This is a genomic window from Pseudohaliea sp., assembly GCF_040217025.1.
Classification (GTDB): domain Bacteria; phylum Pseudomonadota; class Gammaproteobacteria; order Pseudomonadales; family Halieaceae; genus Pseudohaliea.
Window position 1 is genome coordinate 446,551 of sequence record NZ_JAVJOA010000010.1, and the last position, 13,581, is coordinate 460,131.

The window sequence follows — 13,581 nt, forward strand, 5'->3', positions numbered from 1 at the left end:
CCTAGGCGATGACTTTCGCCACCGCGTCGGCGACGTAGTCGAGGTTGCGGGCGTTGATGCCGGCAACGTTGATCCGCGACGAGCCCAGCATGTACACGCTGTGCTCCTCGCGCAGTCGCCGCGTCTGCTCTTCCGTGAGGCCGAGAAAGGAGAACATGCCCTTCTCCTGGCGGATAAACGCGAAGTCGCGGCCCGTCGTGCTCTCGAGTTTCTCCACGAGGGTCTCGCGCAGGACGTTGATGCGGTCGCACATGCCGTGCAGTTCCTCGCGCCAGGCGGCCTCGAGGGCCGGGTCCGCCAGGACGCGGCCCGCGAGCAGCGCGCCGTGCGCCGGCGGCATGGAGTAGATGCGCCGGGCCGCGACCTTGGCCTGGCTGAGGATCGCCTCGGCGCTGCCGGCGTCGCGGCAGAGGAACTGCGCGATGCCCGTGCGCTCCCGGTAGAGCCCCATGTTCTTGGAGCAGGACGCCGCGACGATCAGCTCGGGCAACCGCTCGGCCAGCAGGCGCAGGCCCGCGGCGTCCGCCTCGATACCGTCACCGAGCCCCTGGTAGGCGATGTCGATGAAGGGCAGGAAGCCCTGGCGTTCGGCCATCCCGGCGATAACGCCCCACTGCTCGAGGGTGAGATCCGCACCGCAGGGGTTGTGGCAGCAGCCGTGGAGCAGCACAAGGTCCTTGTCCTTCGCCCCCTTCAGGTCCTCGACCATGCCGTCGAAGTCGACCCCGTGGCTGGCGGCGTCGTAGTAGCGGTATTTCTCGAATTCGAGTCCGACGCTGCCGATAAGCGGGATGTGCACGGGCCAGGTCGGGTCCGATACCCAGACCTTCGCGTCCGGGGACGCGACGCGGGCGATCTCCGCGCCGATGCGCAACGCGCCGCAGCCGCCGGGCGCGGCGACCGAGGTCACGCGGCCATCGGCGAGGGCGGCGCTGTCGCTGCCGAAGACCAGGGCCCGCATACCGTTGTTGAAGTCCGGGTCACCGGCCGGCGGCAGATAGGCCTTGCTGGTCTCCGCCTCCACCAGGGCACGCTGGGCATCGCGGATGGCGCCGAAGACCGGGCAGACGCCGTCCTCGTCCATGTAGATGCCGACGGTGAGATCGACCTTGTCGGGATTGGGGTCCGCGCGGCAGGCGGCGGCGAGACCGAGGATCGGGTCGTCCGGGAGGCGCTCCAGGGTGTGCAGCATGTCAGCTTCCTTTTTCTGGCCTGTATCCAGCCTGGGTCCAGCCTGTCGCTGGCAGGCGTCTGGCGAGTGTCCGGCCGGGGCGCGGTCGAGGCCGTGACGGACACCGGGGGGCGGCGCGAAAGCGGCGCGGGATTGCGCCCCGGCGATTCGCAGCGAAGAATAGCGTACTCCGGCGACGCCTGCCCAGCGCCGCCCCCAGCCCCGGAGGTTTCGCGTGTCGCGTATTCTCGTCATCGGCTCTTCCAACACCGACATGGTCATCCGCGTACCGGAGCTGCCGCGGCCCGGGGAGACGGTCCTCGGCGGGGAGTTCACGATCAACGGCGGCGGCAAGGGTGCGAACCAGGCCCTGGCCGCGGCCCGGGCCGGCGGCGCGGTCACCTTCCTGGCCCGCGTCGGGGATGACGACTTCGGGCGCCGCGCCCTGGATAGCCTCGGCGCAGCGGGCATCGACACCGGGCCCTGCATCGTCGATGCGGACAGCCCCTCAGGCGTCGCCCAGATTCTCGTCGACGCACACGGTGAAAACTGCATCGCCGTCGCGCCGGGGGCCAATGCCCGTCTCGTTCCCGGGGACCTCGCGGCGGCTGCGGACCACTTCCTTGCCGGCAGCATCGTGCTCCTTCAGCTCGAGACGCCCCTGGCGACGGTGCAGGCGGCGCTGGCCCGGGCCCGGGACGCCGGCTGCCGAACGCTGCTCAACCCGGCACCCGCGCAGCCGCTGCCGGAGGAACTCCTTGCCCTGGTGGACCTCCTCACGCCGAACGAAAGCGAGGCGGAACACCTCACCGGCATCGCGGTCAGCGACGACGCGAGCGCCGCAGCCGCCGCCGATGCCCTGCACCGCCAGGGCGTCGCCACGGTACTGCTCACCCGGGGTGCCCGCGGGGTGTTCCTCTCGGAGGCGGCGGCCGGCGGCGGGCAGCGGGCCTTCCCCGCCTTCGCGGTGAGCGCCGTGGACAGCACCGCCGCCGGGGATGTCTTCAACGGCTGCCTGGTGGCCGCCCTCGCCGAGGGCAGGGACCTCGCCGGGGCGATCCCCTTCGCCCAGGCGGGTGCCGCACTCTCGGTCCAGCGTCCGGGGGCGCAGGACAGCGTGCCGGAGCGGGCGGCCATCGAGGCTTTCCTGCGCGCCGCCTGAGCGGCCCGCCGCCCGGGGTTTTCCGGGCCGCGGGGAACCCTCGCCGGCGCGTACTGTCACAATTTCACAGCAAAGCTGCGCAGTTTTTACGCGAGCACAAGTCTTGACTGCGCTACAGTTCCTTTTAAATACCCACTGTGAAGTTGCGAGCCATGACTGACGAAGCACCCCAGAACAACGATAAGCAAGGGGCACAGGCCGGCGAAGAGAATCGCAAGAGCCTGGTCGCCTTTTTGAAAAGCATCAAGTTCCGCCGCGGCGGCAAGCGCGAGGAAGTCGCCGAGTGCGACGGCCACTTCGCCGGCCTGCAGGCCAAGGTCAAGCGTCGCCGCCCCAAGGACGAGAACTTCGTCATCCGCAGCGCCAACTGAACCCCGCCGGGGTTCAGGGCGCGTTCGCGACCACCACCGCCCGGCGCGGCGCCGGGTAGCCCTCGATCGTCCGGCCCGGGTCCTCCGGGTCGAGAAAATCAGCCAGCGAGTTAAAGCGCATCCACGGCGTGCTGCGCTGCTCGTCCGTGCTGGTCACCGCCACGTCCACCACCCGCGCGTCGCGGAACTTCACCTTCGCCAGCCACTCCAGCAGCGTCGCGCAGCTGGGCAGGAACCAGACGTTGCCCATGCGCGCGTAACGCGCGCGCGGCATCAGCGTCATCCCCGCACCGCCCTCGATAACGAGCGTCTCCAGCACCAGTTCCCCCCCGGGTCGCAGGCAGTCGCGCAGGGCGAGGAGATGGTCCAGCGGTGAGCGGCGGTGGTAGAGAACACCCATGGAGAACACCGTGTCGAAGGCCGGCAGCGGCCGCGGCACCGCCTCCAGGGGCAGGGGCAGGACGTTGACGGCGCTGTCGCGCAGGTAGTGGGCCAGAGCCCGGAACTGCAGCACGAAGAGCGGGCTCGGGTCGACGCCGACCACCTCCGCGGCGCCGGCGCCGCGCATGCGCCAGCAGTGGTAGCCGTTGCCGCAGCCGACGTCGAGCACGCGCCGGCCGGCGAGCGGCTCGATGGCATGGGCGAGCCGGTCCCACTTCCAGTCCGAGCGCCATTCCGTATCGATGTGCAGCCCGAACAGCTCGTAGGGCCCCTTGCGCCAGGGGTGCAGTCCCTGAAGCGCCCCGGACAACGCCTCCCGCGTTGCCGCCGCCAGCGGCGCGGAGGCCTCCGCACCGACGCGGCCCCGGTCGAGGTGCACGGCAGCAACCTCGACCGCAGGCAGTGCGTCGAGCGCCGCCTGCCAGCGCGGCAGGTCGCCGTGGCGCGCCGGCGAGAGCCCCGCGGCCACCTGCCTTTCCAGCAGGGGCGCCCAGGCAGCGAGCGGGCCTTCGGCCCAGCGGCTCGCCAGCGCGTCAGTGTCCACGACTGGATCCACGCCTTGCGGGGGTCACGCCTTGAGGGCGATGAGCGACGCGAAGTTGAAGCACTGGAACCAGACGTCGCAGGAGGCGAAGCCGGCGGCGCGGCAGCGGTCGCGGTGCACGTCGAGGGTCTCGGGCAGAAGCACGTTGTCCAGCGCGCTGCGCTTCTGCGCGACCTCGAGCTCCGAGTAACCGTTGGCGCGCTTGAACTGGTGGTGGAGGTCGATGTTCAGCGCATCCAGGGCCGGATCCGCGAAGGTCACCTTCTCCGACAGCACCAGCACACCGCCCGGGCGCAGCCCCGCGGCGATGCGCGCGAGCAGCGGCTCCCGGTCCGCCACGGGGATGAACTGCAGCGTGTAGTTGAGCACGACCATCGAGGCGTCCGCGATGGGCACCTCGCGGATATCTGCCTCGCGCAGCTCCACCGGGGTGGCATGCGCGTCGGCGTCGATCACCGCGCGGCAGCGCTCGAGCATGGCCGGGGAGTTGTCCACGGCGACGATGCGGCAGCCGTCGGCCTCGATGTGCTGACGCATGGCCAGCGTCGACGCGCCGAGCGAGCAGCCGAGATCGTAGAGGGTGCTGCCGGCGGTGGCGAAGCGCGCCGCGAGCAGCCCGGACAGGGCGACGACGGTCGGGTAGCCGGGCACCGAGCGGCGGATCATGTCCGGGAAAACCCGAGCGACCTCGCTGTCGAAGGTGAAGGGTGCCGTGGCCCCGAGGGGGTCGGCAAAGAGCCTGTCGCGGGCGTCGTTCACTGTCCTCGGCGGTCTTGGCACTGCGTGGCGCCATCGTACCACGCAGTGCCCTTGGCAGCGGTGTCGGCGAGGGTTGATAATCGCCGCCTTTTACACGCCCGTCCCACACCCGGAGACCCGCCCATGAAAGGCACGCACGAGTACGTCGACGACCCCCGCAACGCCGAGATCCTCATCGACGTGAATGGCGAACTGGTGCCCCGGGCCGAAGCGAAGGTCTCCGTTTTCGACTCGGGTTTCATCCTCGGCGACGGTGTCTGGGAGGGCCTGCGCGTGGAGAGCGGCACCGTGCTTTTCCTCGAGCGCCACCTGGAACGGCTGTTCGAAGGCATGAAGACGCTGGACTTCGAGCCGGACTTCGACCGCGAGGCCCTCACCCGCCGCCTCTACGCGGTGCTCGCCGCCAATGCCATGCACGACGGCGTGCACATCCGTCTCATGGTCTCCCGAGGAGTCAAGGCCACGCCCTACCAGGACCCGCGCATGACCGTGACACCGCCGACGGTGGTGATCATCGCCGAGTACAAGGACCCGCTGCCGGAAACCGTGGACCGCGGCGTTCGCCTGTTCACCGTGCACGTGCGCCGCGGCTACTCCGACGTGCAGGACCCGACGCTGAACACCCACTCCAAGCTGAACTGCGTCACCGCCTGTATCCAGGCCGCGAAGGCCGGTCACGACGAGGCGCTGATGCTCGACCCGCACGGCTTCGTGGCCACCTGCAACAGCACGCACTTTTTCATCGTGCGCCGGGACGAACTCTGGACCTCCACCGGGGACTACTGCCTCGACGGCATCACCCGCGAGAAGGTACTGCAGATCGCCGGCGAGCTCGGCATCCCGGCTCGGGAGAAGAACTTCACCCTCAATGACGTCTATAACGCGCAGGAAGCCTTCGTCACCGGGACCTTCGCGGGGCTGGTGCCCGTGCGCGAGGTCGACGGCCGCAGCATCGGCGACGGCAGCGGCGAGCGCCCGTTCATCGCGCGGCTGCGCCGGGGCTACCGCGATTGGGTACAGCGCTACATCGACGGCCCCGGGGCCAGCCACCCGCGGAAGGGCTGAGCACCGTGCGCCGTATCGCCATGTGGTCCGGGCCGCGCAACATCAGCACGGCCATGATGCGGGCGTTCGAGAACCGGCCGGACTGCGTCGTGGCCGACGAACCGTTCTACGCCGCCTACCTGGTGGCGACCGGCCTCGAGCACCCGGCGCGGGAGGCGATCATCGCCAGCCAGCCCACGGACTGGCGCGTGGTCGCCGAGGATCTCGTGCACGGCGAGCGCGGCGATGCCGGCGTGTTCTACCAGAAGCACATGACGCAGCACCTGCTGCCGTCCATGGACCTCGCCTTCACCGACGGTCTCGAGAACTGCTTCCTGATCCGCGAACCGCGGCGGATCCTCGCCTCCTATGCACGCATCCGCCCGGACTTCAGCCTCGAGGAGGTCGGCTTTCCACAGCAGATCGCCCTTTTCCGCCGGGTCCTCGAGCGCCTTGGCAGCGTTCCGCCGGTAATCGACTCGGCGCTCACGCTGAGGGACCCGGCGAGTGTCCTGCGCCAGCTCTGCGAGCGCATCGGAATCGCCTTCGACGAGTGCATGCTGAGCTGGCCCGCGGGCCCGCGGGACAGCGACGGCGTCTGGGCACCGCACTGGTACGCCGCCGTGGAGGCCTCCACGGGCTTCGCGCCCCCGGAGTCGGACGCACCGCCCCCGCCGTTACCGGCGCAGTACGAGGCCATGTGCGAGGAAGCCGAGGCGATCTACGCGGAGATGCTTCCGCATGCCCTGCGCCCCTGACGGGCCCTGTCAGTGCAGGGCACCGTCCCGGCGGTGCCCGGAGAACACGTACTCGAACACCTCGCGGAAGCTGCGCGCGAAGTGGGCGGTCATGCCCTCGCGCAGGTAATCCGGCAGTTCCTCGTAATCGCGCTTGTTTGCCTGCGGCAGGATCACCTCGAAGATGCGGCTGCGCCGCGCGGCGATGATCTTCTCGCGAATACCGCCCACCGCCAGCACCTGCCCGGTGAGCGTGAGCTCGCCGGTCATGGCCAGCGGGCGCCGGATCCGCTCGCGGCGCGCCAGTGACACCAGCGCCGTCGCCATGGTGATGCCCGCACTTGGGCCGTCCTTGGGCGTCGCCCCTTCCGGTACGTGCAGGTGCACCATGGCCATGTCGAAAAAGTCCCGGTCGCAGCCGTAGTCCTTGAGGTGGGCGACGACGTAGCTATAGGCGATCTCCGCCGACTCCTTCATCACGTCACCGAGCTTGCCGGTGAGCTTGAAGCCGCGATTGAGCGTGTGTACCTGCGACGACTCGATCGCCAGCGTCGCCCCGCCCATGGCCGTCCAGGCCAGCCCCGTCGCCACACCGACGCCGCGCTGCGGGCGCTCCTGCGTGTACAGCGGCTTGCCGAGCAGCTCCTCGATATCCTTCTTGCCCACGCGCAGCTTCGCGTTGCGATCGTCGTCCATGAGCTTGCGGATACTCTTGCGCATGATGCGGGCGAGCTGCTTCTCCAGGTTGCGCACCCCCGCCTCGCGGCAGTAGGACTCGATCACGTACTTCAGCGCGGCGTCATTGATCTTCAGCTGCTCCGGCGGCAGGCCGTGGCGCTCGAGCTGCTTCGGCCACAGGTGATGCTTCGCGATAGCAAGCTTCTCCTCCGCCACGTAGCCGGCGAGGCGCAGCACTTCCATGCGGTCCAGGAGCGGCCCGGGGATGGTATCGAGCTGGTTCGCGGTGCAGATGAACAGCACCTGCGAAAGGTCGACGCGCAGGTCCAGGTAATGGTCGAGGAAAGCCGCGTTCTGCTCCGGGTCCAGCACCTCGAGCAGCGCCGAGGCAGGGTCGCCCTGGTAGGAGGCGCCGATCTTGTCGATCTCGTCGAGCATGATCACCGGGTTGGCGACCTTCACTTCCTTCAGCGCCTGCACGAACTTGCCGGGCATGGCGCCGATGTAGGTGCGCCGGTGCCCCTTGATCTCCGCCTCGTCGCGCATGCCGCCCAGGCTGAAGCGGTAGAACTCCCGCCCCAGCGCCTCGGCGACGGAGCGGCCGATGCTGGTCTTGCCCACCCCCGGCGGACCCACCAGCAGCAGGATGGAGCCAGCGATGCGACCGCGGAAGGCGCCCACGGCGAGGAACTCGAGGATACGCGCCTTCACATCGTCGAGGCCGTCGTGCTCCGCATCGAGCACCTGCTGCGCGTGGCCGAGGTCCAGCTGGTCCTCGGAATACACCCCCCAGGGCACGCTGGTCGCCCAGTCGAGGTAGTTGCGGGTCACGCCGTACTCCGGCGACCCGGTCTCGAGCACCCCCAGCTTGTGCAGCTCGTCCTCGATGCGCTGCGCCACCGGCGCAGGCGGTGACAGCGCGGCCAGCCGCTCGCGGAACAGCTCCGCATCGGAAGTGCGGTCATCCTTGGAAATGCCGAGCTCTTTCTGGATGACCTTGAGCTGCTCGCGCAGGAAAAACTCCCGCTGCTGCTTCGAGACCTTCTCGTTGACCTGCTCGCTGATCCTGCCCTGCAGCTCCGCCACCTCGCGCTCCCGCCGGAGCAGCCCCAGCACTTTCTCCATGCGCGACTGCAGCGGCAGGGTCTCGAGGATTTCCTGCAGATCTTCCCCCGACGCCGTAGTCAGCGCTGCGGAAAAGTCCGCGAGCAGGCTCGGCTGGTTCGGGTTGAAGTTGGCGAGGTACTGCTTGAGCTCTTCGCTGTACAGCGGGTTCAGCGGCAAGAGTTCCTTGATCGCCTTGATCAGGGCCATGGCATAGGCCTTGATCTCGTCGCTCTCCCGGTCCCCCTGGCTGCGCGGGTACTCCACCTGCACCAGCCACGGCGCCCCGTCGGTGAGCCAGCGCACGATTCGGAAGCGCTTGAGCCCCTGCGCCAGGAAGTGGGCCGGGTTCTCGGCCATGGACTGCGGCTTGTGCAGCCGGACCGCGCACCCGAGCTCCGGGAACTGCCGCTGCTCGACATCCCCCGGCGCCACCCCGGGCACGAACGCCAGCCCGACCACGCCACTCCCGCTCCGGCCCACGGCCTTCAGCGTCTCGCCCCACTCCTCGGGGTTGATCGCCACGGGCTGGACCTGCCCGGGAAAGAACGGCCGGTTCGGCACGGGCATCAGGTAGATGGTATCCGGCAGCACTTCATCGGCCACCGCCGGCGCCGCCTGGCTCCCCTGCCCCGCCTTCGCTCCCTGCTCGTCGTTCATGCCGCCATCCAATCGCCGAAAGCTCAGGATGTGGGGGCTTTTTTGCGCATATTCAAGCTTCGAGCGCTTGTGGAGCCCGCTGACTCGGGAGGTGCCACGTTGTCGCGTCGCGACAGGTAGGTGACCAGTGGCACCACTTCCACGCTCAGTGGTGCCACATTGCCGCGTCGCGGCGGGAGGGGGTGTCCCGGACACGCCAATTCGCCATCCATGGCGGCTCGGGCTCGGCATCCATGCCTCGCACGGTCCGGGACACCCCCTCCCGCCACGCCGCTACCGCAGGCGCATAGATCGGCGCCGTGTCAACTGTGAGGCCGTTCGCTGGCTACGCCGTTAGGAGACGGTGCGGGGGAGGGCCCTCGGGATCGTCCGCGGCCAGGGACGGCCGCGGCCGAGCTGCCATGGATGGCGCTTTTTGCGTATCCCGAGGGCCCTCCCCCGCGGCGGCTCCGAACTACGAAGTCGCCACGACAGCGGACAGAATTCCTATCCCGGAACCCCTTTTCCCGCGGCGGTCCCGGGCTACGAAGCACCACAATAGGGCCTTCAGGCTATGAGAGCGCCACTACAAAGGGGCCGAAAGAGAAACGTCCTACTCCTCTGGCCCGTGCTGCCCGGGATGGTTCGGGGGGAAAGGGAAGGCGGCGACGTTGCCGCGGGGTTTGGCCTCGGAGATCTTGCCGGTGCCCTCCTTGTCGACCTCGTCGATGCGGATCACCGAGTGGAGGGGGATGTAACTGCGCTTGACCCCGCTGAAGGCGTTCTTGAGCTTCTCCTCGCTCGGGTCCACCAGCACCTGCGAACGCTCGCCGAAAACAAACTCCTCGATCTCGATGAAACCCCACAGGTCACTCTGATAAATCTGCCGGGCGTAGACCTCGACGACCTCGTTGCCGTTCTGGAAGATGACCTTGTAGACCGGTTGCTGCGCCATGTTATTGCGTTGGTTCTTCGCTGGTTGCGTGCTGTTAGTGTGCTGAAAGCCGGGTGGGCTGTGACAGGGCCCGCCGCGCGGGCGGCCGGCCATGGTACCACCAAAAAACGCAAAAGCCATCGACCCTAGGTTTGGGCGGGCTGCGCCGGTATAATGCGCGCCCTTTTCATCCACAGGAGCACAGGGCATCGCCCGGAGATTGGACGTGGCCAGGAAACTGTACGTCAAGACACATGGCTGCCAGATGAACGAGTACGACTCCGCGCGTATGCAGGACCTGCTGCGCGAGAGCCACGGCCTCGTGCCCACGGACGACCCGGAAGAGGCCGACGTGCTGCTCCTGAACACCTGCTCCATCCGCGAGAAAGCGCAGGAGAAAGTGTTCCACCAGCTCGGCCGCTGGAAGCACCTGAAAGAGAAAAACCCGGACCTCGTGATCGGTGTCGGCGGCTGCGTGGCCAGCCAGGAAGGCGCCGAGATCGGCAAGCGTGCGCCCTACGTGGACCTCGTGTTCGGGCCGCAGACGCTGCACCGGCTGCCCGAGATGATGGAACAGCGCGGGCCCGGCGGCACCCTCGTAGTGGACGTCAGCTTCCCGGAGATCGAGAAGTTCGACCGGCTGCCGGAGCCGCGGGTCGAGGGGCCGACGGCCTTCGTATCCATCATGGAGGGCTGCAGCAAGTACTGCACCTTCTGCGTCGTCCCCTATACCCGCGGCGAGGAAGTATCGCGGCCGCTGGACGACATCATCCTCGAGGTCAGCCAGCTCGCCGGGGGCGGCGTGCGCGAAGTTACCCTGCTCGGCCAGAACGTGAATGCGTACCGCGGCGAGAACCACCTCGGCGAGATCGTCGACTTCGCCGAGCTGCTGCACTTCGTGGCGCAGGTGCCGGGCATCGACCGCATCCGCTATACCACTTCGCACCCGGTGGAGTTCTCCGATGCGCTGATCGACTGCTACGCCGAGATCCCGGCGCTGGTGGACCACCTGCACCTGCCGGTGCAGAGCGGCTCCGACCGCGTGCTCGCAGCCATGAAGCGCGGCCACACGGTTCTCGAGTACAAGTCGAAAATCCGCCGGCTGCGCAAGCTGCGCCCGGACATCAGCATCTCCTCCGATTTCATCATCGGCTTCCCCGGCGAGACCGAGGCGGACTTCGCGGCTACCATGAAGCTGGTGGAGGACATCGGCTTCGACACCTCCTTCAGCTTCGTCTACAGCGCCCGGCCCGGTACGCCGGCGGCCGAGCTGCCCGACGACACGGACGAAGACACCAAGAAGCGGCGGCTGCACATCCTGCAGGCACGCATAAACCAGGAGGCGCAGGCGATCAGCCGGCGCATGGTCGGCAGCACGCAGACGATCCTGGTCAGCGGTGTCTCGAAGAAGGATCCGGGGCAGCTGCAGGGCCGCACGGAGAACAACCGCGTGGTCAACTTCGCCTGCACCGACCAGGCGCTGATCGGCGAATTCGTCGAGGTGCGCATCGAGGAAGCCCTGCCGAACTCCCTGCGCGGCACCCTGGCGCCCGCGCCGGCGGCCGTTTCCGCAGGTTGACGGCCCGCAAATCCCCGTTATTCTCTCTTACTCATGCACCGGCATCCGCCGCACCCGACATTTTGACCGACGACAACCCACACAGCGAGGCGGTAGAACTCAGCCTCACCCTGGAACCCGACGACGCCCGCCACCTGGCCATGCTCTGTGGCCAGCTCGACGCGCACCTGCGCCAGGTCGAGGGCCGGCTGGGCGTGCGCATCGCCTCCCGCGGCAACACGTTTCTCGTCACCGGCCCCGAGGCGGCGGCGCAGACTGCCGCCGACCTGCTCGAGCACCTCTATGCCGAGGTCTGCCAGGGCGTGGCGCTCACCCCCGAGTCCCTGCACCTGCAGCTGCAGCAGGCGGGCCTGGAGGCGCGGGCGGAGGCGGCGCGGGAGGCCGCCGACGGCACGGCCGTGGAACCGCTGCAGGTGATCCGCACGCGCCGCGGCTCGATCAAGCCCCGGGGCAGGAACCAGCAGGGCTACGTGCGCAGCATCAAGCACTGCGACGTGAACTTCGGCATCGGGCCCGCGGGCACGGGCAAGACCTACCTGGCCGTGGCCTGCGCCGTGGAGGCGCTGCTCGAGGAGCGGGTGCGGCGCATCCTCCTCGTGCGCCCCGCCGTGGAGGCCGGCGAGAAGCTCGGCTACCTGCCCGGCGACCTGGCGCAGAAGATCGACCCCTACCTGCGCCCGCTCTACGACGCGCTCTACGAGATGCTCGGCTTCGAGACCGTGAACAAGTACATCGAGCGCAGCATCATCGAGGTGGCGCCGCTCGCGTTCATGCGCGGCCGCACGCTGAACGGCTCCTTTATCATTCTCGACGAGGCGCAGAACACCACCCGCGAGCAGATGAAGATGTTCCTCACCCGCATCGGCTTCGGCTCCACGGCGGTGATCACCGGCGACGCCACGCAGATCGACCTGCCCCGCGGCGCCCAGTCGGGCCTCACCCACGTGGCGCAGATTCTCCAGGGCGTCGACGGCATCGGCTTTACCTGGTTCGCCAACCGCGACGTGGTGCGCCACCCGCTGGTACAGCGCATCGTCGAGGCCTACGACGAGCACGACGACCGCGCCACCACCCTGGAAAACAGCCGCCGATCATGACGCTCGACCTCGAGGTACTCAAGGCCTGTGAGGCGTCCGTGCCCGGGGAGGAAGAGTTCAAGCGCTGGGTCGGCGCCGCCCTCGCCGGCGCCGGCCGCGAAGGAGACGCCGAGATCGCCCTGCGCGTGGTCGACGAGGCCGAGATGGCGGCGCTGAACAAGCGTTTCCGGGGCCGCAGCGGCCCGACCAACGTCCTGTCCTTCCCCGCCGACCTGCCCCCGGGCCTCGGGCTGCCGCTCCTCGGCGACCTGGTGCTCTGCGCGCCCCTCGTCGAGCGGGAGGCCCGCGAGCAGGGCAAGACCACCAGCGCCCACTGGGCGCACCTCGCCGTGCACGGCACGCTGCACCTGCTCGGCTACGACCACCAGGCGCCGGCCGAGGCCGCCGCCATGGAGGCCCTCGAAACCGACATTCTGGGCAGCCTCGGGCTGCCCTGTCCCTACGGCAGCGAAGCCGCGGAGGAATCCCTGCACTGTGAGTGACGACCGCAACGGCCAGGACGGCGACGAACGTTCCTGGCTCAACAAGATCGGCCAGCTGTTCTCCTCGGAACCGCGCAGCCGGCGCGACCTCGAAGACGTGCTCAGTGTCGCCGCCGAGAACGAGGTGATCGACGAGGACGCCCGCAGCATCATCGAGGGCGCCATGCAGGTCAGCGACATGCAGGCCCGGGACATCATGATCCCGCGCGCGCAGATGGCGGTGATCAAGGCCGAGAGCAGCCTCGAGGAGATCCTGCCGCAGATCATCCGCTCCGCGCACTCCCGCTACCCGGTCATCGGCGACAACCCCGACGACGTGCTCGGCATCCTGCTGGTCAAGGACCTGCTGCCGCAGATCCTGCGCAAGGAGACCGACGCATTCGACATCCGCGACCTGCTGCGGCCGACCGTGGTGGTGCCCGAGAGCAAGCGCCTCAACGTGCTCCTGCGCGAGTTCCGCCAGAACCGCAACCACATGGCCATCGTCATCGACGAGTACGGCGGCGTCGCGGGGCTGGTGACCATCGAGGACGTGCTCGAGGAGATCGTCGGCGAGATCGAGGACGAGACCGACGTCGAGGAAGACCAGTTCATCCGCCGCATCGGCGACGAGGATTACTTCATCAAGGCGCTGACGCCCATCGAAGACTTCAACGAGTACTTCGAGGCGCGCTTCAGCGACGAGGAGTTCGACACCATCGGCGGCCTCGTCATCCACGCCTTCGGTCACATGCCGGCGCGCAACGAAACGACCCGGGTGGGCAATTTCGAGTTCAAGATCATCAACGCAGACCAGCGCAAGATCCACAGCCTGCGCATGCGGCCCGTGGACGACTGAG

Annotated in this window: 13 protein-coding genes; 8 read left to right on the plus strand and 5 right to left on the minus strand. The window is 68.5% G+C overall.

The genetic code is table 11. The features are described from left to right. Position 1: 1 nt before the first annotated feature. Positions 2–1,192, minus strand: coding sequence for an amino acid aminotransferase (locus tag RKE50_RS13400; protein ID WP_350037095.1), 1,191 nt, complete (start codon positions 1,190–1,192; stop codon positions 2–4). Positions 1,193–1,406: 214 nt separating this feature from the next. Between RKE50_RS13400 and rbsK the strand changes: the two genes are divergently transcribed. After that, a complete protein-coding gene (gene rbsK / locus RKE50_RS13405; protein ID WP_350037097.1) occupies positions 1,407–2,333 on the plus strand; it encodes a ribokinase in 927 nt (308 codons plus the stop codon). Positions 2,334–2,485: 152 nt separating this feature from the next. Further along, positions 2,486–2,704 carry a hypothetical protein gene (locus RKE50_RS13410; RefSeq protein ID WP_350037099.1) on the plus strand — a complete coding sequence of 73 codons (219 nt, stop codon included), beginning with the start codon at positions 2,486–2,488 and terminating at the stop codon, positions 2,702–2,704. 13 nt (positions 2,705–2,717) lie between these two features. On the opposite strand, the gene cmoB is transcribed toward RKE50_RS13410, so the two are convergent. Further along, entirely contained in the window at positions 2,718–3,689 is a 972-nt protein-coding gene (gene cmoB / locus RKE50_RS13415; protein WP_350037101.1) for a tRNA 5-methoxyuridine(34)/uridine 5-oxyacetic acid(34) synthase CmoB, read from the minus strand. A 24-nt stretch (positions 3,690–3,713) separates the two neighbouring features. Then, complete coding sequence (gene cmoA / locus RKE50_RS13420) at positions 3,714–4,448, minus strand: carboxy-S-adenosyl-L-methionine synthase CmoA (RefSeq protein WP_350037103.1); 735 nt, start codon at positions 4,446–4,448, stop codon at positions 3,714–3,716. A 123-nt stretch (positions 4,449–4,571) separates the two neighbouring features. Between cmoA and RKE50_RS13425 the strand changes: the two genes are divergently transcribed. Then, on the plus strand, positions 4,572–5,513 hold the full coding sequence (locus RKE50_RS13425) for an aminotransferase class IV (protein WP_350037105.1): 942 nt from the start codon (positions 4,572–4,574) through the stop codon (positions 5,511–5,513). A 5-nt stretch (positions 5,514–5,518) separates the two neighbouring features. Beyond that, positions 5,519–6,250 carry a sulfotransferase-like domain-containing protein gene (locus RKE50_RS13430; RefSeq protein WP_350037107.1) on the plus strand — a complete coding sequence of 244 codons (732 nt, stop codon included), beginning with the start codon at positions 5,519–5,521 and terminating at the stop codon, positions 6,248–6,250. A 9-nt stretch (positions 6,251–6,259) separates the two neighbouring features. Here RKE50_RS13430 and lon read toward each other — a convergent pair whose 3' ends face one another. Together lon and RKE50_RS13440 are read right to left on the minus strand one after the other, a co-directional pair. After that, positions 6,260–8,671: an endopeptidase La gene (lon, locus tag RKE50_RS13435; protein WP_350037109.1), complete on the minus strand. Its 2,412-nt coding sequence runs from the start codon at positions 8,669–8,671 to the stop codon at positions 6,260–6,262. A 592-nt stretch (positions 8,672–9,263) separates the two neighbouring features. After that, positions 9,264–9,605: a DUF1820 family protein gene (locus tag RKE50_RS13440; protein ID WP_350037111.1), complete on the minus strand. Its 342-nt coding sequence runs from the start codon at positions 9,603–9,605 to the stop codon at positions 9,264–9,266. A 205-nt stretch (positions 9,606–9,810) separates the two neighbouring features. Between RKE50_RS13440 and miaB the strand changes: the two genes are divergently transcribed. From miaB to RKE50_RS13460, 4 genes are all read left to right on the plus strand, one after another. Continuing rightward, entirely contained in the window at positions 9,811–11,163 is a 1,353-nt protein-coding gene (gene miaB, locus RKE50_RS13445; protein ID WP_350037113.1) for a tRNA (N6-isopentenyl adenosine(37)-C2)-methylthiotransferase MiaB, read from the plus strand. 62 nt (positions 11,164–11,225) lie between these two features. Further along, complete coding sequence (locus RKE50_RS13450) at positions 11,226–12,260, plus strand: PhoH family protein (RefSeq protein WP_350037115.1); 1,035 nt, start codon at positions 11,226–11,228, stop codon at positions 12,258–12,260. After that, positions 12,257–12,742 (plus strand): rRNA maturation RNase YbeY, encoded by a 486-nt coding sequence (ybeY, locus tag RKE50_RS13455; RefSeq protein ID WP_350037117.1) that lies wholly within the window; start codon positions 12,257–12,259, stop codon positions 12,740–12,742. Before RKE50_RS13450 ends, ybeY begins: the two co-directional genes overlap by 4 nt. Further along, positions 12,735–13,580 carry a CorC family transporter gene (locus RKE50_RS13460; RefSeq protein WP_350037119.1) on the plus strand — a complete coding sequence of 282 codons (846 nt, stop codon included), beginning with the start codon at positions 12,735–12,737 and terminating at the stop codon, positions 13,578–13,580. The genes ybeY and RKE50_RS13460 overlap by 8 nt, the downstream gene beginning before the upstream one ends. Position 13,581: the final 1 nt, after the last annotated feature.